The sequence below is a fragment of the Clostridium sp. K04 genome (genome assembly GCF_019734375.1).
Lineage (GTDB): Bacteria > Bacillota > Clostridia > Clostridiales > Clostridiaceae > Clostridium > Clostridium saudiense.
In genome coordinates this window covers 12,667-34,028 of record NZ_JAASHD010000039.1, presented here as the reverse complement: position 1 = coordinate 34,028, position 21,362 = coordinate 12,667, and the positions used below count along the sequence as shown (strand labels likewise).

The following is a 21,362-nucleotide window of genomic DNA, read 5'->3' as shown; positions in this document are numbered from 1 at the left end:
TACTTTGAGTCTTTGTTTTAAGACTCTCAAAAGAATTGCTGGTTTACTTTAACTATATTCTGTTCAATTTTCAAAGACCATTTACTCTGTCGCACCAAAGCGACTTTCTTATCTTATCATTCTTGCCGATTCATGTCAACATTTTTTTAAAAAACTTTCAACATTTTTCTTTAAGAAATTTTTCGCTTACTACTAGCATATAAACATATTGTTTTTCTGCCCTCAGCGATGTATCTAATACTACCATGTATTATTTAAAACAAAATATATAATTCAGCTAAATTCTAGAATTAAACTCTTTATTCTATCATTTTATATCATTTTCTTTCTTATTCTAATATTGATACACTAGGATAAGTTTAAGAATAATTTATACTAATATTATAAAATAATAGACGTATCAAGATATCTTATTAATATAAATACCCATTTTCACTTAAAAATATTCATATTACCCTAAAGTTTGATACATCTTCATTTTATAAATTCTATTAATACGTAATTTTCACTAAACAGTTGTATAATGAATCCATTTTCCCTTCCAAACTCTTGGAATAGTCACTAAAGCTTTAAAAAACTCATCACTAGATAAAATTAAATATACTAAAACAGGATTAAATTTTAATGCAAATGCACAAATAGTCCCTAATACTATTTTTAACCCCCATAAAGTAACAATATCATTTATTGCACAAAACACAGTATCACCAGCACCTCTTAATACACCGGCCAATGTTGTAACTGTTACTGATTGAAATAACAATAAAAATGCAGAAACATATAACATATTTTTAATTAATTCAGCTGTCTCTTTGGAAACTTTTATAAAACTTGGTGCTATTGGCCTAATTGCTATAATACCAATAGCAATAATTATCCCTAAGAAAAAACTAAGCTTAACTAGTAATTTAGAAAAGTTCAATACTTGTTCTTCACGTTCTTTTCCTTCTCCAATTAAATTCCCTACTATAATAGCAGCACCTCCGCCAAATCCCATAATTGCAATACCTGCTAACTGTTGAAGCACACTTATAAAACTATTTGCTGCAATTACACTTGCACCCAATCTTCCAATAATAGCTGCTTGAACAGATATACCTAACCCCCAATTAATTTCGCTTAATAATACTGGTAGGCTATATCTAACAATATGTTTCCAATACATAGATGTCCTTCTAAAAACATCACTTAATTTATACTTAATTTGTTTTTCAATTCCATACATATATATAACTACTAATATACTTTCAAATACTCTACTTATTAAAGTTGCCAGTGCAGCTCCTATAATCTCCAACCTAGGCATCCCCAAGTGCCCAAATATTAATATATAATTTAAAAATACATTTAATATAAATGAAAATCCATAAATACACATGGATACATTTACATTTTGTATACTTCTAAGCCCCATTAAATATACTCCTGTAAATGCAGAGAATACATATGAGAAACCCACTATTCTTAAATACATAGCTCCATATTCAATTACTACTTTTTCATTAGTAAAAACTGATACAACCTCTTTTGGAAAAATGAGTACTACCAAAGATGCTATTAATCCTCCAACAATTGCAATCCTCATCATCAACCCCATTATAGTTTTTATTGATTCGATATCTCTCTTCCCCCAATACTGCGAATTTAAAACCATAGATCCTGATGCTAGTCCAAATATTAAAGTGGTAAAAATAAAATACGGTTGATTTGCTTGTGAAATTCCTGCTAACTGCAACTCATCTATATTTCCAATCATCAATGTATCTGTAACACTTACGCCTACATTAATAAGATTTTGTATTGCTATCGGTATCGCAATAATAAATAATTGAATTAATAAATTTTTATCCTTATTTTTCATCCACACACCTCCTCCCATAAATTATACATTCATAAATTACATAATAATACCATATCTTTTTATTAAAAAAAAGATAGAGACTATTTTATTTAGCACAAAACAATCTCTATCTTACAAACAACTTATTTACACTAACTCTTTTCTTATAAAGCTATTTTTACCAACTTTAAATGGCACTTTAACTTTACACATCATTCCTGGATGTGGACATCCATCTATAGCTTCTCCATCTTCATTATAAATTTCTTCAACCACAAAGCTTTCTCCAAATTCACCAGGAGTTAATATTTCTACTTTATCTCCCTTTATGAATTTATTTCTTTGTTTACATAATGCAATTTGAGTTTCTTCATCATACTCATGTACTATAGCAACAACATCATATTCTCTAACATGATCATTTGTATGATAAATTATTGCATCACTTTTAGGTTCACTAAAGAAGAACCCAGTATTATATTCTCTATGGCTAACTTTGTACATCTCATCTCTTAATTCTTTAGGTAACTTATAATTTTCTGGGTCTTCATAATATAAATCTATAGCCTTTCTATATGCATTCACAACTATAGCAACATAATATTCACTTTTATTTCTTCCTTCTATCTTTAATGATGATATACCTGCTTCTAAAAGTTCTGGTAAATGCTCTATCATACATAAATCCTTTGAATTCATTATATATGTACCATGTTGATCTTCTTCAATAGGGAAATATTGGTTTGGTCTCTTTTCTTCTACTAATGAATATTTCCATCTACAGCTCTGCGCACATGCACCTCTATTCGAATCTCTTCCTGTCATATAACTTGATAATAAACATCTTCCTGAATATGACATACACATTGCTCCATGTACAAAGACTTCTAATTCTAATTCTTCTGGAATATGTTGTCTAATTTCTTTTATTTCTTTTAATGAGCACTCTCTAGCTAAAACTACACGTTCTGCTCCTAAATCATGCCACATATTACACCCTTCATAATTTACTGTATTGGCTTGAGTACTAATATGTATCGGTAAATTAGTATGCTTTTGAACAGTTCTAAATACTCCAAGATCTGATACTAATACCGCATCTACCTTTGCTTCTTCAAGACTTTTTAAAAATTCAGGTAACTTTTCTATTCCTTCATTTCTTGGCATTACATTTACTGTGCAATATATCTTCTTTCCTAAGCTATGAGCTAATTCTGCACCCTCTTTAATCTCTTCAAAAGTAAAGTTTTGAGCTGCAGCTCTTAAAGAAAAGGCTTCACCTCCAAAATATACAGCATCTGCACCATATTGAAATGCAATTTTTAATTTCTCAAGGCTTCCAGCTGGTGCTAAAAGCTCTGGCTTTTTATATTTTATTGACATTATATCTCATCCTTCTATTTAGATTTTTACTTATAATATCATTTTTTATCTTAATAAACAATGTGCAAAAAATGCAAAACACTTTTTTCAGTTAAGAATTAACTATTAACTATTAACTATTATAGTGCCACTATTGTTAAAATTTATATATGCAGTGGTACTTATCATTTTAGCTTTTTTTTATTACAATAATAGTAAAGATGTAAATAAATTCGAGGTGTGATAATGGATAAGATAATGAGACCTGTATGGGCTGAAATAGATTTAGATATAATTGCAAATAATATGAGAAATATAAAAAAATTAGCTGGCGATAAAGAAGTAATGGCTGTTGTTAAAGCAGACTGTTACGGACATGGAGCCTTGGATGTTGCACCTGTTCTTTTAGAAAACGGAGCCTCTAGATTAGCTGTTGCTATGCTTACAGAAGCCATCGAACTAAGAAATAATAATATTACTGCACCTATAATGATTCTTGGTTATACCCCTTTATATTTAGGTGAAGAACTAATTAATTATGATATAGAACAAACAATTTACGATTTAGATTATGCAAAAGAATTATCTGATTTAGCATTAACACTTAATAAAAAAGCAAAAGTTCATATAGCTTTAGATACTGGAATGGGTAGAATCGGGTTTTTACCTTCTCAAGAAAGCTTTAATCAAGTTTGTGAAATTTGCTCATTAAAGGGATTAGATGTCGTTGGTATATTTACCCATTTTTCTAGTGCTGATGAAAAAGATAAAGACTATACTCATTATCAATTTAATCAAATAAGCAGCTTTATTGAAAAACTTACCGAAGTAGGAATAAACATACCTTTAAAACACGCCTCTAATAGTGGAGCAATAATAGATATGCCAAATACCTACTTAGATTCAGTAAGAGCTGGAATTATACTTTATGGATATTATCCATCAAATGAAGTAAATAAAGAAAATTTATCAATACAACCTGCTTTAACTTTAAAAGCCAGAATTGCTCACGTCAAAGAATTAGAGCAAGGCATGTATATTGGATATAATAGAACTTATAAAACAACTAGAAAAAGTATAATTGCTACTATTCCTATAGGATATGCTGATGGATATATCAGAAAATTAAAGTACGAAGCTAAAGTAATTGTTAATGGTAAACTTGCTCCTATAGTAGGCAATATTTGCATGGATCAATTTATGATTGATATTACAGATATCGGAAATGTTAAAAGTGGAGATGAAGTAATTTTACTTGGAAAAACTGATAATATTAAATTTGATGCAGATGATCTTGCCAAATGTTGTGACAGCATTAATTATGAAGTACTTTGTCTTTTAAAGAAAAGAGTTCCTAGGGTTTATATTAAAGATGGTAAAATTTTCGATGTTAAAAATAATGTATAAAAGCCTTAAGTTAAACTTTATTCACAATTTATATAACTATAAAAAGTATGTAGTAATCCTAATATCTACATACTTTTTTAATATATAAGCCCTTATAATTTTTTTATATATTCTCCATATCCTAACTCTTCCATTTTATTCTTATGAATAAATTTTAATGATGCAGAGTTTATACAATATCTTAATCCGCCCAATTCGCTTGGTCCATCTGTAAAAACATGCCCTAAATGCGAATCTGAGTGTGTGCTTCTTACTTCTGTTCTAAACATTCCATGACTAAAATCTTGCTTTTCCTTAATATACCCTTTATTTATTGGCTTTGAAAATGCAGGCCAACCGCATCCTGAGTTAAATTTATCTTTTGAAGAAAATAAAGGTTTTCCACTTACAATATCAACATATATTCCCTCTTCAAAATTATCATCATATTCGTTATCAAAAGGTGGTTCCGTTCCATTTTCTTGAGTAACTTTATACTGAAGAGGTGTTAATATATCTTTAAGCTCACTTTTCCTTTTACTTGAAAGCTTCCAAGCTTCCTCTATAAATTGCTTTCTACCTGACCCTACATAATAAGCTTTATATCTAAAAGGATTTTTCTTGTAATAATCTTGATGATATTCTTCTGCTTTATAAAATTCTTTAGCTTTTAGTATCTTTACTGCTATTGGTTTGTTAAACATCCCACTTTCATTTAATTTTAACTTATAATCTTCTGCAACTCTTCTCTGCTCTTCATCACAATAAAATATAGCAGTTTCATAACTTCTTCCTCTATCATTAAATTGTCCTCCTTCATCAGTAGGATCTATGCTCATAAAAAAGGCTTCTACTAACTCTATATATTTTATAATATCTTCGTCATATGTTACTTCCACAGCTTCATAATGTCCAGTTTCCATCCTACAAACCTGCTCATATGTTGGATTTGCTATATTTCCACCTGTATAACCTACTATAACACTTTTTACACCATCATATGAATCAAAGGGCTTAACCATACACCAAAAACACCCTCCAGCAAAAATAGCTTTCTTTATCTTACTCATACTTATTACCCTCCATGTGAAATATTAATTCTAAACCACTTTATATATTAAAATGCTTCTTAATAAATTTAATCATATTTTCTTTATTTTTCTCCAATTGAATAACTCTATTTACATTGGCTCCTGACGGATGGGGAAATCCTAACAGTATTTGATTTTCTTTAATAATCCCATCTTGTTGAAGCCTTATCAATACTTCTTCAACAGCTTTACCTAACGGTATTAATAATACTTTTTCTGGTTCATTTAGCTTTTTAAACTCATTAATAAAATTATTATATATATATTTCATTAAAAAATCACTTTTTATTAATTTAGGTGTATGACCTGTATAATTTTCCTTCTTTACAAACACAGGATAAGGTATTAGCGATATTGTGTGTAATAAAACATCGCTGTCTCCAAATAACTCTTCACAACTATTTAAACTCAAAACCCTATTAAGTTCTATTTCATCTAACATAGAAATTATATTTTTTCTTAAGCTTCCGCTAAATCTAGCCTCTGATTTGCATTTATATTGTATTTCTTCAATATCATCACTAACCTCTAACCATTTTCTTGCTGTTGATATAGCTGTGCTCATTTGCTGAAACCCTGGTGTTATTCCAACTATAAAAATTTTCGCTTTAGGATTTAGATATTCATTATGTGGTGCATAATATATTTCTATATTATTTTCCTTATCAATAAGAAAGTCTTCAATTAATATTTCATTTTTTAAATACTTATCTTTTATAGGTAGTTTTTTTATTTTATCTTTATACTCGTATAATGTCTTTTTCATAATTACCTCATTTATATATTAAATTGCATAATTAATATTAATATTAATATATACTATATACCTTTATTTAATGTAAATACATATTTCAAATACAAGTAAATTATTATAAATTAGATTATGTATTTTATTTCTATTATTCATTCAAAAAAAGACATACAATATCTTTTCTGATATCATATGTCTAAATATTTAACTTTTTTATTGTTTTGTATTAATTTAATATCATTACATCTATCTAATCAGTAAATTTACTTAACTAAATTTAATATATATTTTAATAAAAAATAATAATTTCAGTTAATACTTCATTATTTTCTATAAAACGTATTTTTTAGTGGTAACTTAGTTCTAAAGATGCCATCCAATTTATAATATGCATTTTGAACTGCAGGAGCTGTTGGAATACAAGTAATTTCGCCAACACCTTTTGCTCCAAAAGCTAATTTCGAAGTACTCTTCTCAACAATAATTGGTACTATTTCAGGAACCATAGTTGATCTGAACAACCCTAAAGTTCCAAACTTTGCAGTTGGAATACTCTCCTTTAATGGATAATCTTCAGTTAATGCATATCCAAGTCCCATAACAACTCCTCCTTCAATCTGCCCTTCAACATTCAAAGGATTAATTGCCTTTCCAACATCATGAGCTGCAATAACCTTTTTCAAACTTCCATCTTTATTTAAAATTACAACTTGTGTTGCATATCCATAAGCAACATGACTTATAGGATTATTTTTTTCACTTCCCATTTTATCGGTTTTACCATAATACTCACCATAAAACTCTTGTCCATTAACTGAATTTAAGTCATTTCCTTTAATAGCTGCTTTTAACTTTAATGCTGCTATTCTAGTAGCTTCTCCTGTAAATAAAGTCTGTCTTGAAGCCGTTGATGTTCCTGCGTCAGGAGTCCTTTTCGTATCCGGCTGTATCCAAACTACACTATTTGCATCTATATTTAATACCTCACAAACAATTTGAGTCATTGTTGTTCCTACTCCTTGTCCCATACAAGCTGCAGACGTTCTTATTATTATTTTCCCATTTTGTACTTCTAAAATAGTCCTTCCTATATCAGGTAACCCTACACCTATTCCAGAATTTTTAAATGCACAAGCTATTCCAGCAAATTCACTTTTATAATATTCATCTTTAACAGCAAGTAAAGTATCTTTAAATGCAGTATCACTATCTGCTATTTGCCCATTTGGTAATTCCTGACCTGCTTCTATTGCATTTCTCCATCTTATTTCCCACGGAGATATACCAACTAATTCCGCAAGTTTATTTATATTAGATTCAGTTGCAAATGCTGATTCAGTAACTCCAAATCCTCTAAACGCACCTGCCGGTGGATTATTAGTATATACTGCAATTCCTTCAACCTCTGAATTTTGATAATTATATGGCCCTGCAGCATGAGTACACGCTCTTTGTAACACAGGTCCTCCTAAAGATGCATAAGCACCAGTATCTGCAATTATCTTTGCTTTCATGGCTGTTAATATTCCATTTTCATCACAAGCTGTAGTAAATTCCATTTCCATAGCATGTCTCTTAGGATGAACATTAATGCTTTCAGCCCTAGTTAAAGTCATTTTTACTGGTTTTCCAGTTAAATAAGCAAGAAGTGCTGTATGATGTTGACAACTCATATCTTCCTTACCACCAAAACCGCCTCCAACATACTTTGAAACAACTCTAATTTTATCTATATCAACTCCTAACAAAGATGAAATTTCTCTTAAATCATCATAAACAGATTGAGTACCTGTATAAACTATTAATTCACTATCTGTAGGTATAGCAAGTGCTGATTCCGGTTCTAAAAAAGCATGTTCAGTAAAAGGGACGGAATATTTATTATTAACAATAAATTTAGATTTTTTTAATGCTTCATCTACATTTCCTCTTTTCAAAATCTCTCTTGCTAAAACATTACCGTCACTATGAAGTTTTGGTGCATCTTTTTCTAAAGCCTCATTCGGCGAAGTTATTGGTTTCAATTTTTCAAAATCAACTTTAATCAACCCCATTGCTTTTCTTGCAATCTCTTCGCTTTCAGCTGCAATTAACGCTATTGCATCACCAATATATCTAGTTTCCTCACCTATATCAATTAATGCTGGCCAATCTTTTTTTAAATGCCCACAAAATCTATTTCCTGGTATATCTTTAGCTGTTACTACTTTAATTACTCCTTTTATCTGTAAAGCCTCGTTATAATCAATATTTTTTATTAGAATTCTAGGATATTTAGGCCTAAGTGCTACCCCATATAACATTCCCTTAATCTTCAAATCATCACAGTATCCATCTAAGGCTAATACCTTATTTTCAGCATCTACTTTTCCCAACGAATCTCCTATTAGTCCTTTGCATTTAGTTAATGGAATTTCTTTATTATCTCTTATTATTTCAGCTACCATTAATATTGCTTCTTCGATTTTTTTATATCCTGTACATCTGCATATATTTCCAACAAGTGCCTTCTTCACATCATTTAATGAAGGATTTAATGTTTTATTAAATAATCCTACTGCACTTATAACCATTCCTGGTATACAAAATCCACACTGAACCGCACCAGCTTTAGTAAAAGCATATGCAAATGCTTTCCTATACTTCTGACTTAATCCTTCTATCGTTATTACATTTTTTCCTTCAAGTTTTTTACCCTTTACAATGCATGATTTTGTTGCCTTACCATCAATTAGAACCATGCATGCACCACAAGCCCCTTCATTACATCCATTTTTTACAGAAACTAAGTTCTCATTTTCTCTTAAATACTTTATTAACTTTTCTTCTTCACTTATCCACTTAAGTTGACCATTTAGAAAAAAACTAACCATATTTTTATTCGATTAGCAAATCTCAAGCATAATATATTCATGCTTAGCTCTGAATCTCGCTACCTCCATTATTTTTCCTCCTATATCCTCTTCCAAAGCTTTTCTGCAATATTGATTGATTCTCTACAAATCTTTTCTTCATCAATACTAACTATCTTCCTATCTTTCATAACAACTTTTCCATTAATTATAGTTGTATCAACAGATTTTCCTGAAATTCCGAACAATACGTGTCCAAAATAATTATTCTTATTCATAGGAGTAAATGGCTTATAATCTACAATGATTAGATCTGCATACGCTCCCTTCTTTAATACCCCTAGTGGTTTCTCAAAAAATCTTGAAGCAATTTTAATATTATTTTTTAATGCCATTTGTTTAGTTTCCATAAATCCACTATTATAGTCACCAAAATGGTATTTGTTAATAAGATTTTCTACCTTCATTGACTCAAAAATATCACTTGTATATCCATCTGTCCCAATTCCTAATACTATCTCTTTATCTAACATACTCTTAATAGCCGCGACCCCTACTCCATTAGCCATATTAGACTCTGGATTGTTAACAACCATAGTTTTTGTATCTTTCAATATATCTAATTCTTCATCATCTATATATAAACAATGAGCTGCAATAGTCTTTTCTCCTAATATACCGAAATCATCTAATCTTTTTACTATTCTCTTTTTATATAATTTCAAACTGTTTTCTAAGTCTTCTTTTCCTTCTGCAACATGAATGTGATACCCTGTATCAATACCTTCCATGGCCTTAACACATTTATTTAAAGTTCCATCACTTAATGTAAAAGCCGCGTGCATTCCAAACATGCCTTTAGTCATATCATCTTGTTTCTTTTCTGCATACTTTATAAAATCAATATTTTCTTTAATCGCAAGATCTAAAACCCTATTTCCATCTCTATCTGAAACTTCATAACAATAACATCCTCTAATTCCTAATTCATCTGCAACATTAGAAATCGTAGGTAAACTTCCACTTATACTCATAGGGCTTGAATTATGATCAAAAACTGTTGTAACTCCATTTTTAATACATTCAATAAATGCTGTATATGCACTATATCTTAAATCTTCTAATGTTAGCTTCTTATCAAGCTTCCACCAAACATTTTTCAATATATCAGTAAATGACTGTAGCTTCTCATTTTTAAAGTCTAGTCCCCTTGCAAATTCACTATATATATGATGGTGAGTATTTATCATACCTGGCATAATAATCTTACCCTCTGCATCTATATACTCATGTTCATTATCTTCATACTTACATTTAATTAATGATGTATCACCAACCTCTTTAATTGTATTCCCCTCAATAACAATACATCCATTTTCTATAATTCTTTCATTTTCATCATTTGTAATAACCCTTCCATTTCCAATTAAAATCATACCTATACCCACCTTCTTTACATACTCCACTTTATTTTTCAGTTATTTCCACATACTTATCATAACTTCTTTACGCTTCTATTAATCTGCTTTTACTTTTGTACTAAAATTAACAATTCTAGTTCCTGTTTTACCTAAAACTCCTTCTTTAGCCTTTTCCAATAAAGTAATTATTGAATATCTATCTTTTCTTGATTCTACAAATTCTATTGCAGCCTCTACTTTAGGCTTCATAGACCCAGGAGCAAAATACCCGCTCTTAAGAAATAACTTCATTTCATTAACATTTACTTCATTTAACCACTGCTCATCCTTTTTTCCAAAATTTATTGCAACCTTTTCTACCGCAGTTAGAATAACTAAACAATCAGCATTTATTTCTTTTGCTAAAACCGCACTTGCATAATCTTTATCAACTACAGCTCCAACCCCCTTTAAATGATTGCCTTTAGAAATTACAGGAATACCTCCACCTCCACAAGCTATTACAACTTGATTATTTTCTATTAGCGCTTTTATCGTTTCAATTTCTACTATTCGAATAGGTTTAGGTGATGCTATAACTCTTCTATATCCTCTACCACTATCTTCTATAACCTTCTTACCCTCTTTTACAATGCTATCTGCTTCCTTTTTAGTCATAAAGGCGCCTATTGGCTTAGTTGGATTTTCAAATGCTTTGTCTCTTTCATCAACTTCAACTTGGGTAATTATAGTTGCTACACCTTTATTTATATTTCTATTTAATAACTCTTCCCTTATTGCATTCTGTAAGTCATACCCTATATATCCTTGGCTCATTGCTACGCACACTGACATTGGACATATAGAATATTTCATATTTGTTTTATGAAATTCAGTCATTGCACTATTAATCATCCCAACTTGAGGACCATTTCCATGAGATATAATTACCTCATCCCCTTCTTCAATTAAGTCAACTATTGCTTTAGCTGTTGATTTTACTGCTATCATTTGCGCTTCTAATGTATCCCCTAATGCATTTCCACCTAGCGCAATAACTATCCTTTTTTTCATTATATTCACCACCTTTACTATCCATAAATTTATATCTATTTCGCTAATTGATATTTTCTATAGTAAAAGATATTTTTATTTCAAATATCTTTCTATTCCTCTTATCTCTAAATTTCTTAATGCTTCTTGTGGATTTTTCATCTTACTTAAGAAAATCATAGAAGCAATAATATAAGGCTTATAGCTTGCTTCTTTATATAATAAATTCCTATATCTATCAAATACTGAAGCTTCAACCTCACCACTTTCACAACTTACTCCACTAATATCAGCTGGTAAGCAATGAAGATAAATAGCTTTTCCATTCTTAGTAGTCTTCATTAATTCCTCAGTACATTGCCAATCCTTATGTTTTGCATTTTGAGATAACAATTCTTTTTCTAGCTCATTTATTCCATTACTATCACCTTTTCCATATAAATCTGTACGCTTTTCCATAGCTATATAAGGTGCCCAGCTTTTTGGATAAACTATATCTGCATCTTTAAATGCTTCCTTCATAGAATTAGTTTTTGTAAATGATCCACCTGAAGCTTTAGCATTTTTATAAGCTATTTCTTCAACACTATTCATTACTTCATATCCTTCTGGATGTGCTAATACTACATCCATCCCCAATCTAGTCATTAAACCAATTACCCCTTGTGGTACTGATAAAGGCTTACCATATGATGGTGAATATGCCCATGTCATAGCAACCTTTTTACCTTTTAAATTTTCTATTCCTCCAAATTCATTAATTAAATGAAGAGTATCTGCCATAACTTGTGTTGGATGGTCTATATCACATTGAAGATTAATTAAAGTTGGTATTTGCTCTAGGCACCCACTTTTATAACCCTCTCTAACTGCTTCTGATACAGTTCTCATATAAGTATTTCCTTTACCTATATACATATCATCACGAATTCCTATTACATCAGACATGAAAGAAATCATATTAGCAGTTTCTCTTACTGTTTCACCATGAGCAATTTGTGATTTTCCTTCATCTAAATCTTGTACTTTAAGTCCTAGTAAATTACAGGCAGAAGCAAAACTAAATCTTGTCCTAGTTGAGTTATCCCTAAAAAGCGAAACTCCCAATCCACTATCAAAAATCTTAGGAGATATATTATTTTCTCTTAATCTTTTTAAAGCCTCTGCAACTGTAAAAACAGCCTTTATTTCATCATCAGTTTTTTCCCATGTTAACAGAAAATCGTTATTATACATCTCTTTAAAATTTAATTCATTTAATTTATTAATAAATGTTTCCATCAATTCCATCCCTAATATCTCCTTATTATTTGTTATTACAATAAATAGTTGGTATTGCAGCATAAACTGCTGCACATTTAACTAAATCAGCTTTCCAAGTTTTTTCATTAGGAGCATGTGCTTCTTCTTCCTTTCCTGGCCCAAATCCAATACAAGGTATACCAAATCTACCCATTATAGATACTCCATTAGTTGAAAATGTCCATTTATCAATCTTTGGAGTTCCATACATTTCTTCAAAAGCCTTTACTACAGCTTTTGTTGCAGGTGCTTCTTCTGGAATTACCCATGTTGGGAAATAACAATCCGTTGGATAAACAACTTTTGTATAGCTTGGCCTCTTATACTTATACATTGTTACTTTAGCATTATATTTTTTTACAAATGGTAAATTTCTTACCTCTTCTAACGCCATTTCATAAGTTTCACCATCTGTTAATCGTCTATCTAATGAAATTGCACACATATCTGCCACTGCACATCTTGAAGGCGAACTAAAGAATATCTCTGAAACGGTTATTGTTCCTTTACCTAAAAATTCATCATAATGAAGATTATCATTTAACATTCTTACTTCTTGAAGTATATCCGACATTTTATAAATGGCATTATCTCCACGTTCAGGTGCTGAACCATGACATGATATTCCCTTTACCTCAACTCTTATTTCCATTCGTCCACGTTGCCCTCTATATATATTCCCATTTGTTGGTTCTGTAATTACTACAAATTCTGGTCTTACCTTATCCTCATTATAAATATACTGCCAGCATAACCCATCACAATCTTCTTCTTGAACTGTTCCTGTTACCAATACAGTATATTTATCACTTAAAAGCCCTAAGTCTTTCATAATTTTTGCTCCATAAGTTGCTGCTACAATTCCACCTAGTTGGTCAGAAGCTCCTCTTCCACCTATTTCTTCATCATTTTCATACCCTTTATAAGGATCAAATTTCCAATTACTCAATTCTCCTAATCCAACTGTATCAATATGGCCATCAAATCCTATCAATTTTTCTCCATTACCCATATATCCTAAAATATTGCCCATTCCATCAATTACGATCTTATCAAATCCTAACTTTTCCATTTCCTTATATATTCTTTTTATAACTTCTTCTTCCCCACAACTTTCCCCAGGTATAGCTATTAGGTCCCTTAAAAATCTACTCATATCCTTTTTATAGCCTTCAGCTTTTAATTTTATTTCTTTAAAATCCATAGTATCCTCCTTATATAATAAAGTAGTTACTAATTCCTTATGCTTAGATTGTCTTCAATATACATTCATTAACATTACGAAGTTTTATTTTTTATGTGAATCTTTTATTTTATGGAATTTTAAAACCTTAAAGTAAAGTTAAAATACTTATCAAAATTAGACATATGTTATATTAAATTTTAAAATTGTGTTTATTTTTAATAATATTTACTTATACTAATGTTAATATTTTAAATATCAAAGGAGTAATTTCTATGAGTAAAATGAAAAATATATCTGATTTAAAAGATGTTCAAATGAAATCCTGCACTAAATTTGCTAAAAATTCTAAAGAACCTAATGATGGATATTTTATAGAAAAAGACCCTAATGATAGCTTTAGTTCTGAAGGAACTATAAGATATGGCGAAGAACAAGATGTTGATGATTTATAAATTTGTATAAAAAAATAAGGTATAAGAAAACTACATAATAGTTTTCTTATACCTTTTTAAACATTATTTCTTCTTTTTAAACATAAATACACCAGCTACTATAACAACCAATGCTAATATTACTACTATAGCTGCAGAATTATCACCAGTTTGTGGTAATGAATTTGAATTATCTACATTATTACTATTGTTTGCATCATTGTTACTTTCATTATTGCCATTGGTATTATTACTTGTATTATTGTCTCCACTATTTTCTGGAGTATTTTCCGGCTCTACAACTACTGAATCATTAATTACTTCTTGTACAGTTACTGTTATAGTCTTAGTTGTGCTCGCACCTTCACTATCTATAACTTTATATACTACCTTATATTCTCCAGCCTTTGTTGTATCCACTGTATTTTCTATAACTTTAATAGTTGATGTTATATCTCCATCTTCTTTATCAGTTGCAGTAATATTGTTCATAACTTCAAAGTTGTCTCCAACATTTATTGTTACATCTTCTGCTGATATCATTGGAGCACTATTTATTACTGTTAATTTTGGATTAACTGTTACTTTACATTCTACTTCAATATCACCACATTTTACAGTTATTACTGTAGTACCAACCCCTATAGCCTCTACATTTCCACTTTCATCCACTGTAGCGACATTATTATCTTTTGATTCAAATGTTACAGTCTTATCAGTAGCTTCTTCTGGTCCTACTGTAGATATAATTATTTTTTTATCCCCAACTGTTAACATCATTTCATTAACATCTATTATTAATGATGTAACAGGTACAAATTTGCCATAAAGATCATGTATATTAATACTTGATTCCTCTGATCTAGGATTCCAATTATCTTTAAATGCAGCTTCACCATTTACTGTTGCAGCACTTGATCCAAATGCCTTTTCTAATGTATACTTTGCAGCTTCATCAACAGATAATACTTTTCTAGTATCACTTAATTTTGCACCTGGTCCAAAACTTCCAAATTCACTAAAATCAGCTGTTGCTGCTAATGAATCTCCCATATCGTCCCATCCTTTTGTTGTTATATGATCTCCCATATAACAATTTACATAAGTAACTGCTGGAGTCATTGGTTGTGTTTGACTACTTGGTCTCCATGGTCTACCTAATGAAACAGTACTATCAGCTATATCATCAAGTCCTATTAATCTTGAATTCATTATTAAATATCCATAGTTATCTTTATCCCAAGTATCTGCTGCTGTTACATAACCATTGTTAGTAGTTGATTCTCTATTTACTGATGCAATATCACAATCATCAAACACAGCTTGTGCACGACCAAATATAAAATCAACATCACCTTCTATGTAACATTTATAATAATATTGTCTTGCTGGAACTGATGCACTTGCATCTGCTAGTAAGGTATCTTGATTTCCAATAAATCTAGTATTAATAAAAATACTTTCATCTGCTTGATTATTTAACGCAACTGCTTGCTCATTATTATTTCCTTGTTCTACAAATGAGTTTTCTATAGTTAAATTTTCAGCTGTAAAGCCTATAGCCTTTGATTTAACAGTTATAGATGCACTTCCACTTGTTCCATAATTTTTTCCTGTATTAGGATTTATAGTTCCATTAGCTGCATCATACGTTAATATAGTCTTTTCACTATCTTCACCAATTAAACTTATATAAGGTGATTGAATTGTTACCTTTTCTTCATAAGTTCCATTCTTAACTAATATAACTTTTCTTTCAGTATTTTTTGTACTTATTGAATTAATTGCTTCAGTAACTGTACTATAAGTCTGCTTATCATTTACTAATTCACCTGACTTACCATCATATTTACTATCTACAACTATATCATATCCATCATTAGTTAAATAAACTATATTATAGCTTTTTAAAGTTGTCTTACCATCATTAGTTGTTTGATATATTTGTATATCATTTCTACCTTGATTTAATTTAATTGATACTTCAAAAACCTCATTTGTAGCTTTTGCTTCTGAATCAATTAAAACTTTTCCATTTTGCTTTATCGTTATTGTTCCATCTTTATCTGTATATCCTGCTATGTTTACCTTTGAACTAAATACAGTATCATTTGGCTCTTCGGTCATAGTAAACTTTGCAGCATTTTCTTCATATTGAAGATTTAATGGATTACTATTGTTAGGTAATGCTCTTACAATTTGTGAATCATTACTTGTTCCCTCTTCATTTGCAGCAATTACCTTATAGAAGTAATTTGTAAAGTTTGTAACATTATTATCAACATAATTGTTTTCTATTTTGATTTCCAGAACCAGTTACAGTTAGTACTTTTGTATCTTTGTCAAAATTGACATTTCCATTATTAGCATTATTTTTTCCAATAGCTACATTAGTAAATCCTGTGGGTAAATAACTTAACATTTCTTCACTATATACATTTATGCTTGGCACAATAAATGTAACCATAAACATACACGTAACAATAAAGCTTAAGCTTTTACTTTTTAGAAATTTTTTCATTTTTATTTCCCATTCTTCTTTCGTTTTTGTTTATATTTTTGCAAATATAAAAACCGGCTATTATCTAAAAATTTAGATTATAGCCGGTTGCACTAATAACTCAATACATTCCAAGTGCCCATATACAGAATATACATCATAGCTTCTATTTTTTATCTTACTTAAAACATAATACTATACAAAAATTACTTAGTCCACAACCCCCATCCAGTGAATCAATGGTTGTTTATCCATAATTTGTATTATAAATTACATCTAAGGCTATTTAGAATTGTATTAAAAAATAATCTACGTATATTAATTTTCACATTATCATATTATTCATATACTTTTTATTATATTAATATTTTCAATTAATTCGAAATACTTAACTACATAACTTTAAAATCCCCCTTATAACATACATAACTATAAGAGCTTCACTTTTTATTTCACTACTAAATAATCAAACTATAAACTTATTAAAAGGCTAATACTTTATAATCTTCAAATAATTTAAATCCTTCTAACAAATTCTTAGTAACTATTATTTCATCTTTATCTGTAATCATTACTCCACTAATATTATGCTTCTTCATAAACTCATAAGCCTTATTTTTACCCATAATAAATAAAGGAGTTGATAACGAATCTCCATCTATTGATTTATCACTTACTATCGTAATTGATTTTAAATCTGATTTTATAGGATAACCAGTTTTAGGATTTAATATATGACAATATAATTCTCCATTATAACTAAATGCCCTTTCATATCCACCAGATGTAACTATTGACTTGTCTTTTGCTTCAATTGAGCATATAATTTTTTCACTATGTTTTTTTGGCTCATATATACCTATACTCCAAAAACTATTTTCATCCTTTTGCCCTAATACTTTTATATTACCACCTATATTTATTATGGCCGAATCAATATTATTTTCTTTATAAAAATCAATTATTTTATCGGCAATATATCCTTTAGCTATTCCTCCTAAATCTATTTTTTGATTTTTTCTTAATAACATTACTGTTGAATTATTTTTATTTAAAATAACATCTTCATAATCAACTAAATCAATTAATTCATCAATCTTTTCTTTGCTTAGGATTGTAGGATTATCACTATTTATTGCCCATGCTTTAACTAAAGGTGCAATAGTTATATCAAATATACCATTGGTTAATTTAGAATAATAAATTGATTTTTTTAATATTTCAAAAGTATCATTAGAAATTTTTATAAAGCCGTTTGATGCATTTTCATTAATACTACTTACTTCACTACTCTCATAAAAAAAACTTAATTTTTCTTCAAATTGCCTCATTAATTTAGTAGCCTTTTCAGCTATTTCTTCTATCTCTTTCGTTTTAATATCATTATTGTCATAACATATTTTTTGATATACTCGTGTATTAAATATAAAATCTTCTTTCTCTACAAAATATTTCATATAACTATTACTCTCCTTAATATTTTATATATAAACTATCATTTTATAAATTAATGTTAGTATTAGTTTTTCTAAAAGACTGAAAATTACTTAATGCAAAATTTATAGCATTTATTATTTATCTTATAAATCAATTTTAATATGTAAAATAATTATGCCACATAGTAAAGTAAGAGGTAATAGTTAATAAGTAAAAGTTTACCATTTAAACTCTTACCTCTTATCTCTTACCTCTTACTTAAATTAAGCTTTACTTAATGCATCATTTACTGCATTTATTATTCCTTTACTAGTATATGATGCTCCTGAAACTACATCAACACTAGTACTTTGACTTGATATTATTTTACCCGGCATTTCTTCTATTGCTCTGTCACAAATTCCTTGCGTATCATTATGACTAATAACAGTAATACCTGTTATTACGTCATTAGATATTTGTACACTAACTTGTAGCGTTCCTGCAAATCCTGTTGCTGACCCTGAATAAGTACCATCCTTATATTTAGATGTACTTTCCACACTATCATTAGTCGTTGAACTTGACCCTCCACCATTATTGCTTACTTCATCTTTCACTTCTTCAACTATAGCATTTCCTGCTTGTGAATTACTTGTACTATTGTTCGTTGTAGTACTTTGTGAAGTTGCTGTATTAGAATTGTTTGTAGCATTACTTGTAGTACTGTTATCAGTATTATTGTTTGATGATGAACTTTCACTAATAGCTATATTTACTTCCTCTTCATTGTTATCTTCTTCAATTATATTTTCAATACTTTCTTCAGTATTTTCTATTTCTTCAGCAAGCTCTTCTGTTTCGTTATTCTCAATTTCTTCAATATCTTTTTTTATATCCTCTGCTTTATCCTCATTAGGCTTATTGAATAAAAAACTTGCTCCTATTGAAGTTACTATAACACCGCAAGCAGTAGCAGCTAATATTTTATTTTTTTTACTTTTCATATTATACATTCCTTTACTCTAATTATAATTTTAATGGTACAAATACCGTTTCTTCTTCCATTTCATTAATGAAACCACCAATTTTATAAACATCATTAAGTAAATTCATATTTATAACCTCATTTGCCTTACCACTTGCTATTGCTTGTCCTGACTTCATAACTATAACATTATCACTATATTTTATAGCTTGATTAATATCATGTAATACCATAACAACAGTTAAGTTACTTTCTTCATTTAACTCTTTAACAAGTTCTAGTATTTCAACTTGATGATAAATATCCAAATATGTTGTAGGCTCATCTAAAAATAAAATTTCACTTTTTTGCGCTAATGCCATTGCTATAAAAGCTCTTTGTCTTTCTCCACCCGACATACTCATAACAGCTTTGTCTTTTAAACTTTGTAAGCCTGTTCTTTTTATTGCCCATTCTATTATTTCATCATCACTTTCGTTATTTCCTTGGAAATACTTTTTATGAGGTATTCTGCCATAAGACACCAATTCTTTAACCGTAATATCACTAGGAACTGTATTTTGCTGATGAACTGTGGCGATTTCTTTTGCCAAATCTTTTTGCTTTAATGACTTTATAGAATTACCTTTAATGCTTACGTCTCCAGAAGTAGGCTTATTTAATCCTGCAAATATACTTAACAAGGTAGATTTACCACTACCATTAGGACCTAATATAGTTGTTATTTTTCCTTTTTCTATTTCAACATTTAACTTAGTAATAAAACTCTTATCTTTATCATAAGAGAAGTATAAATCCTTTGCTTTTATCATTATTTTAAGTCACTCCTTCTTAAAAGATATAAGAAAAATGGTGCTCCAAATATAGCTGTTACTACTCCAACCGGTATTTCATTAGGCCTCATGGCCATTCTTCCAACAGTATCAGCAAATAAGACTAAGAATCCTCCCACTATTCCGCTACATGGGATTAAATATTTATGGTCTGATCCTATAATTATTCTACAAACATGAGGAACAACTAATCCAACGAAAGATATAACCCCTGCAATTGCTGTTGATATACTTGCTAAGAATACTGCTACAGCAGTAACTATTATCATATATAAATCTGAATTAAATCCTAAACTTCTCGCATTCTTACTTCCAAGCGCTAATATATTACATATCTTACTTAATAATAATGCTGCAATTATTCCTATAACTGAATAAACTAATAATATCTTTACATTACTCCAATTAACTGTAGCCAGGCTTCCCATCATCCATTTTTGAATATTGCTCGCTCCAAGTCCTGCACTAACAGTAATCATTGATGAAAGTCCACTTAATAATGCATTACAAGCTGCACCTGCAAGTACAATTCTTATTGGTGATAACCCATTTTTATATGCCATAAAATAAATAATCACACAACATACTAATCCTCCAAAGAATCCAAATATAGGTCTTAAGTTAGTTACACTTGGTATAAATACCATAAAGAAAACTGTAACTACACATGCTCCTGAAGATATACCTGTTATATATGGATCTGCTAGTGGATTCCTTATTACCGATTGTAATAAAACCCCTGCTATTGCTAAATTAGCTCCAACCAATACAGCTATTATTACTCTTGGCATTCTTAAATCTTTGATAATTCCTATATTTCCATCTGATTGCCCTGAAAATAATCCACTTATAAGTTCTTTAAATGTTATGTTAACACTACCCAATTTTAATGAAACTAATATTGTTGCTAATAATACTAATAAGGATATTATTATAAATGATATTTTAAACTTTTTATCTGAAACTCTCAT

17 protein-coding genes and 1 riboswitch are annotated in these 21,362 nt (G+C 29.5%); of the genes, 2 read left to right on the top strand and 15 right to left on the bottom strand.

The annotated features are described in order from the left end of the window. Window positions 1–508: 508 nt before the first annotated feature. Both HCG70_RS14295 and HCG70_RS14290 read right to left on the bottom strand, forming a co-directional pair. A complete protein-coding gene (locus tag HCG70_RS14295; protein WP_221697899.1) occupies window positions 509–1,861 on the bottom strand; it encodes an MATE family efflux transporter in 1,353 nt (450 codons plus the stop codon). A gap of 126 nt (window positions 1,862–1,987) precedes the next feature. Then, window positions 1,988–3,223 carry a U32 family peptidase gene (locus HCG70_RS14290; protein ID WP_055292025.1) on the bottom strand — a complete coding sequence of 412 codons (1,236 nt, stop codon included), beginning with the start codon at window positions 3,221–3,223 and terminating at the stop codon, window positions 1,988–1,990. 225 nt (window positions 3,224–3,448) lie between these two features. Between HCG70_RS14290 and alr the strand changes: the two genes are divergently transcribed. Beyond that, window positions 3,449–4,609, top strand: a complete 1,161-nt coding sequence (gene alr / locus HCG70_RS14285) for an alanine racemase (protein WP_042400418.1) — start codon at window positions 3,449–3,451, stop codon at window positions 4,607–4,609. Window positions 4,610–4,701: 92 nt separating this feature from the next. On the opposite strand, the gene msrB is transcribed toward alr, so the two are convergent. The 7 genes from msrB to HCG70_RS14250 form a co-directional block, all read right to left on the bottom strand. After that, window positions 4,702–5,658: a peptide-methionine (R)-S-oxide reductase MsrB gene (gene msrB / locus HCG70_RS14280; RefSeq protein ID WP_156327493.1), complete on the bottom strand. Its 957-nt coding sequence runs from the start codon at window positions 5,656–5,658 to the stop codon at window positions 4,702–4,704. Between the two features lie 40 nt (window positions 5,659–5,698). Further along, window positions 5,699–6,445, bottom strand: a complete 747-nt coding sequence (locus HCG70_RS14275) for a hypothetical protein (protein ID WP_221697898.1) — start codon at window positions 6,443–6,445, stop codon at window positions 5,699–5,701. Between the two features lie 308 nt (window positions 6,446–6,753). Next, window positions 6,754–9,303 carry a selenium-dependent xanthine dehydrogenase gene (gene xdh / locus HCG70_RS14270; protein WP_042400424.1) on the bottom strand — a complete coding sequence of 850 codons (2,550 nt, stop codon included), beginning with the start codon at window positions 9,301–9,303 and terminating at the stop codon, window positions 6,754–6,756. Window positions 9,304–9,383: 80 nt separating this feature from the next. Then, window positions 9,384–10,718 (bottom strand): putative aminohydrolase SsnA, encoded by a 1,335-nt coding sequence (gene ssnA / locus HCG70_RS14265; protein ID WP_042400427.1) that lies wholly within the window; start codon window positions 10,716–10,718, stop codon window positions 9,384–9,386. A gap of 81 nt (window positions 10,719–10,799) precedes the next feature. Further along, a complete protein-coding gene (gene arcC / locus HCG70_RS14260) occupies window positions 10,800–11,756 on the bottom strand; it encodes a carbamate kinase (RefSeq protein ID WP_221697897.1) in 957 nt (318 codons plus the stop codon). Between the two features lie 75 nt (window positions 11,757–11,831). Then, window positions 11,832–13,025 carry a knotted carbamoyltransferase YgeW gene (ygeW, locus tag HCG70_RS14255; RefSeq protein WP_055292030.1) on the bottom strand — a complete coding sequence of 398 codons (1,194 nt, stop codon included), beginning with the start codon at window positions 13,023–13,025 and terminating at the stop codon, window positions 11,832–11,834. A 16-nt stretch (window positions 13,026–13,041) separates the two neighbouring features. Beyond that, window positions 13,042–14,241 carry a YgeY family selenium metabolism-linked hydrolase gene (locus HCG70_RS14250; protein ID WP_221697896.1) on the bottom strand — a complete coding sequence of 400 codons (1,200 nt, stop codon included), beginning with the start codon at window positions 14,239–14,241 and terminating at the stop codon, window positions 13,042–13,044. A 254-nt stretch (window positions 14,242–14,495) separates the two neighbouring features. On the opposite strand from HCG70_RS14250, the gene HCG70_RS14245 reads away from it, so the two are divergent. Further along, a complete protein-coding gene (locus tag HCG70_RS14245) occupies window positions 14,496–14,675 on the top strand; it encodes a hypothetical protein (RefSeq protein WP_055277871.1) in 180 nt (59 codons plus the stop codon). A 63-nt stretch (window positions 14,676–14,738) separates the two neighbouring features. Here the strand turns inward: HCG70_RS14245 and HCG70_RS14240 are convergent, their stop codons facing one another. The 6 genes from HCG70_RS14240 to HCG70_RS14215 form a co-directional block, all read right to left on the bottom strand. Further along, the gene (locus HCG70_RS14240) at window positions 14,739–16,781 is read right to left on the bottom strand and encodes a pectinesterase family protein (protein ID WP_055277872.1); all 2,043 of its coding nucleotides are present in this window, start codon (window positions 16,779–16,781) and stop codon (window positions 14,739–14,741) included. A gap of 151 nt (window positions 16,782–16,932) precedes the next feature. Beyond that, window positions 16,933–17,175, bottom strand: coding sequence for a hypothetical protein (locus HCG70_RS14235; protein ID WP_042400443.1), 243 nt, complete (start codon window positions 17,173–17,175; stop codon window positions 16,933–16,935). A 72-nt stretch (window positions 17,176–17,247) separates the two neighbouring features. Further along, window positions 17,248–17,331, bottom strand: a riboswitch (cyclic di-GMP riboswitch). A 305-nt stretch (window positions 17,332–17,636) separates the two neighbouring features. Next, the gene (locus tag HCG70_RS14230) at window positions 17,637–18,611 is read right to left on the bottom strand and encodes an FAD:protein FMN transferase (protein WP_055277316.1); all 975 of its coding nucleotides are present in this window, start codon (window positions 18,609–18,611) and stop codon (window positions 17,637–17,639) included. Between the two features lie 243 nt (window positions 18,612–18,854). Further along, window positions 18,855–19,577 carry an FMN-binding protein gene (locus HCG70_RS14225; RefSeq protein WP_052330722.1) on the bottom strand — a complete coding sequence of 241 codons (723 nt, stop codon included), beginning with the start codon at window positions 19,575–19,577 and terminating at the stop codon, window positions 18,855–18,857. Window positions 19,578–19,599: 22 nt separating this feature from the next. Further along, on the bottom strand, window positions 19,600–20,370 hold the full coding sequence (locus HCG70_RS14220) for an ABC transporter ATP-binding protein (RefSeq protein ID WP_055277319.1): 771 nt from the start codon (window positions 20,368–20,370) through the stop codon (window positions 19,600–19,602). After that, window positions 20,370–21,362 (bottom strand): iron ABC transporter permease, encoded by a 993-nt coding sequence (locus tag HCG70_RS14215; protein ID WP_154820497.1) that lies wholly within the window; start codon window positions 21,360–21,362, stop codon window positions 20,370–20,372. Before HCG70_RS14215 ends, HCG70_RS14220 begins: the two co-directional genes overlap by 1 nt.

Excerpts from the sequence above, each read along its gene's own strand:
- HCG70_RS14290 (WP_055292025.1), bottom strand. The coding sequence starts at position 3,223 with ATGTCAATAAAATATAAAAAGCCAGAGCTTTTAGCACCAGCTGGAAGC.
- alr (WP_042400418.1), top strand. The coding sequence starts at position 3,449 with ATGGATAAGATAATGAGACCTGTATGGGCTGAAATAGATTTAGATATA.
- HCG70_RS14250 (WP_221697896.1), bottom strand. The coding sequence starts at position 14,241 with ATGGATTTTAAAGAAATAAAATTAAAAGCTGAAGGCTATAAAAAGGAT.
- ygeW (WP_055292030.1), bottom strand. The coding sequence starts at position 13,025 with ATGGAATTGATGGAAACATTTATTAATAAATTAAATGAATTAAATTTT.
- HCG70_RS14225 (WP_052330722.1), bottom strand. The coding sequence starts at position 19,577 with ATGAAAAGTAAAAAAAATAAAATATTAGCTGCTACTGCTTGCGGTGTT.
- xdh (WP_042400424.1), bottom strand. The coding sequence starts at position 9,303 with ATGGTTAGTTTTTTTCTAAATGGTCAACTTAAGTGGATAAGTGAAGAA.
- HCG70_RS14245 (WP_055277871.1), top strand. The coding sequence starts at position 14,496 with ATGAGTAAAATGAAAAATATATCTGATTTAAAAGATGTTCAAATGAAA.
- arcC (WP_221697897.1), bottom strand. The coding sequence starts at position 11,756 with ATGAAAAAAAGGATAGTTATTGCGCTAGGTGGAAATGCATTAGGGGAT.
- HCG70_RS14295 (WP_221697899.1), bottom strand. The coding sequence starts at position 1,861 with ATGAAAAATAAGGATAAAAATTTATTAATTCAATTATTTATTATTGCG.
- ssnA (WP_042400427.1), bottom strand. The coding sequence starts at position 10,718 with ATGATTTTAATTGGAAATGGAAGGGTTATTACAAATGATGAAAATGAA.
- HCG70_RS14275 (WP_221697898.1), bottom strand. The coding sequence starts at position 6,445 with ATGAAAAAGACATTATACGAGTATAAAGATAAAATAAAAAAACTACCT.
- HCG70_RS14220 (WP_055277319.1), bottom strand. The coding sequence starts at position 20,370 with ATGATAAAAGCAAAGGATTTATACTTCTCTTATGATAAAGATAAGAGT.
- HCG70_RS14215 (WP_154820497.1), bottom strand. The coding sequence starts at position 21,362 with ATGAGAGTTTCAGATAAAAAGTTTAAAATATCATTTATAATAATATCC.
- HCG70_RS14235 (WP_042400443.1), bottom strand. The coding sequence starts at position 17,175 with ATGAAAAAATTTCTAAAAAGTAAAAGCTTAAGCTTTATTGTTACGTGT.
- msrB (WP_156327493.1), bottom strand. The coding sequence starts at position 5,658 with ATGAGTAAGATAAAGAAAGCTATTTTTGCTGGAGGGTGTTTTTGGTGT.
- HCG70_RS14240 (WP_055277872.1), bottom strand. The coding sequence starts at position 16,781 with ATGACCGAAGAGCCAAATGATACTGTATTTAGTTCAAAGGTAAACATA.
- HCG70_RS14230 (WP_055277316.1), bottom strand. The coding sequence starts at position 18,611 with ATGAAATATTTTGTAGAGAAAGAAGATTTTATATTTAATACACGAGTA.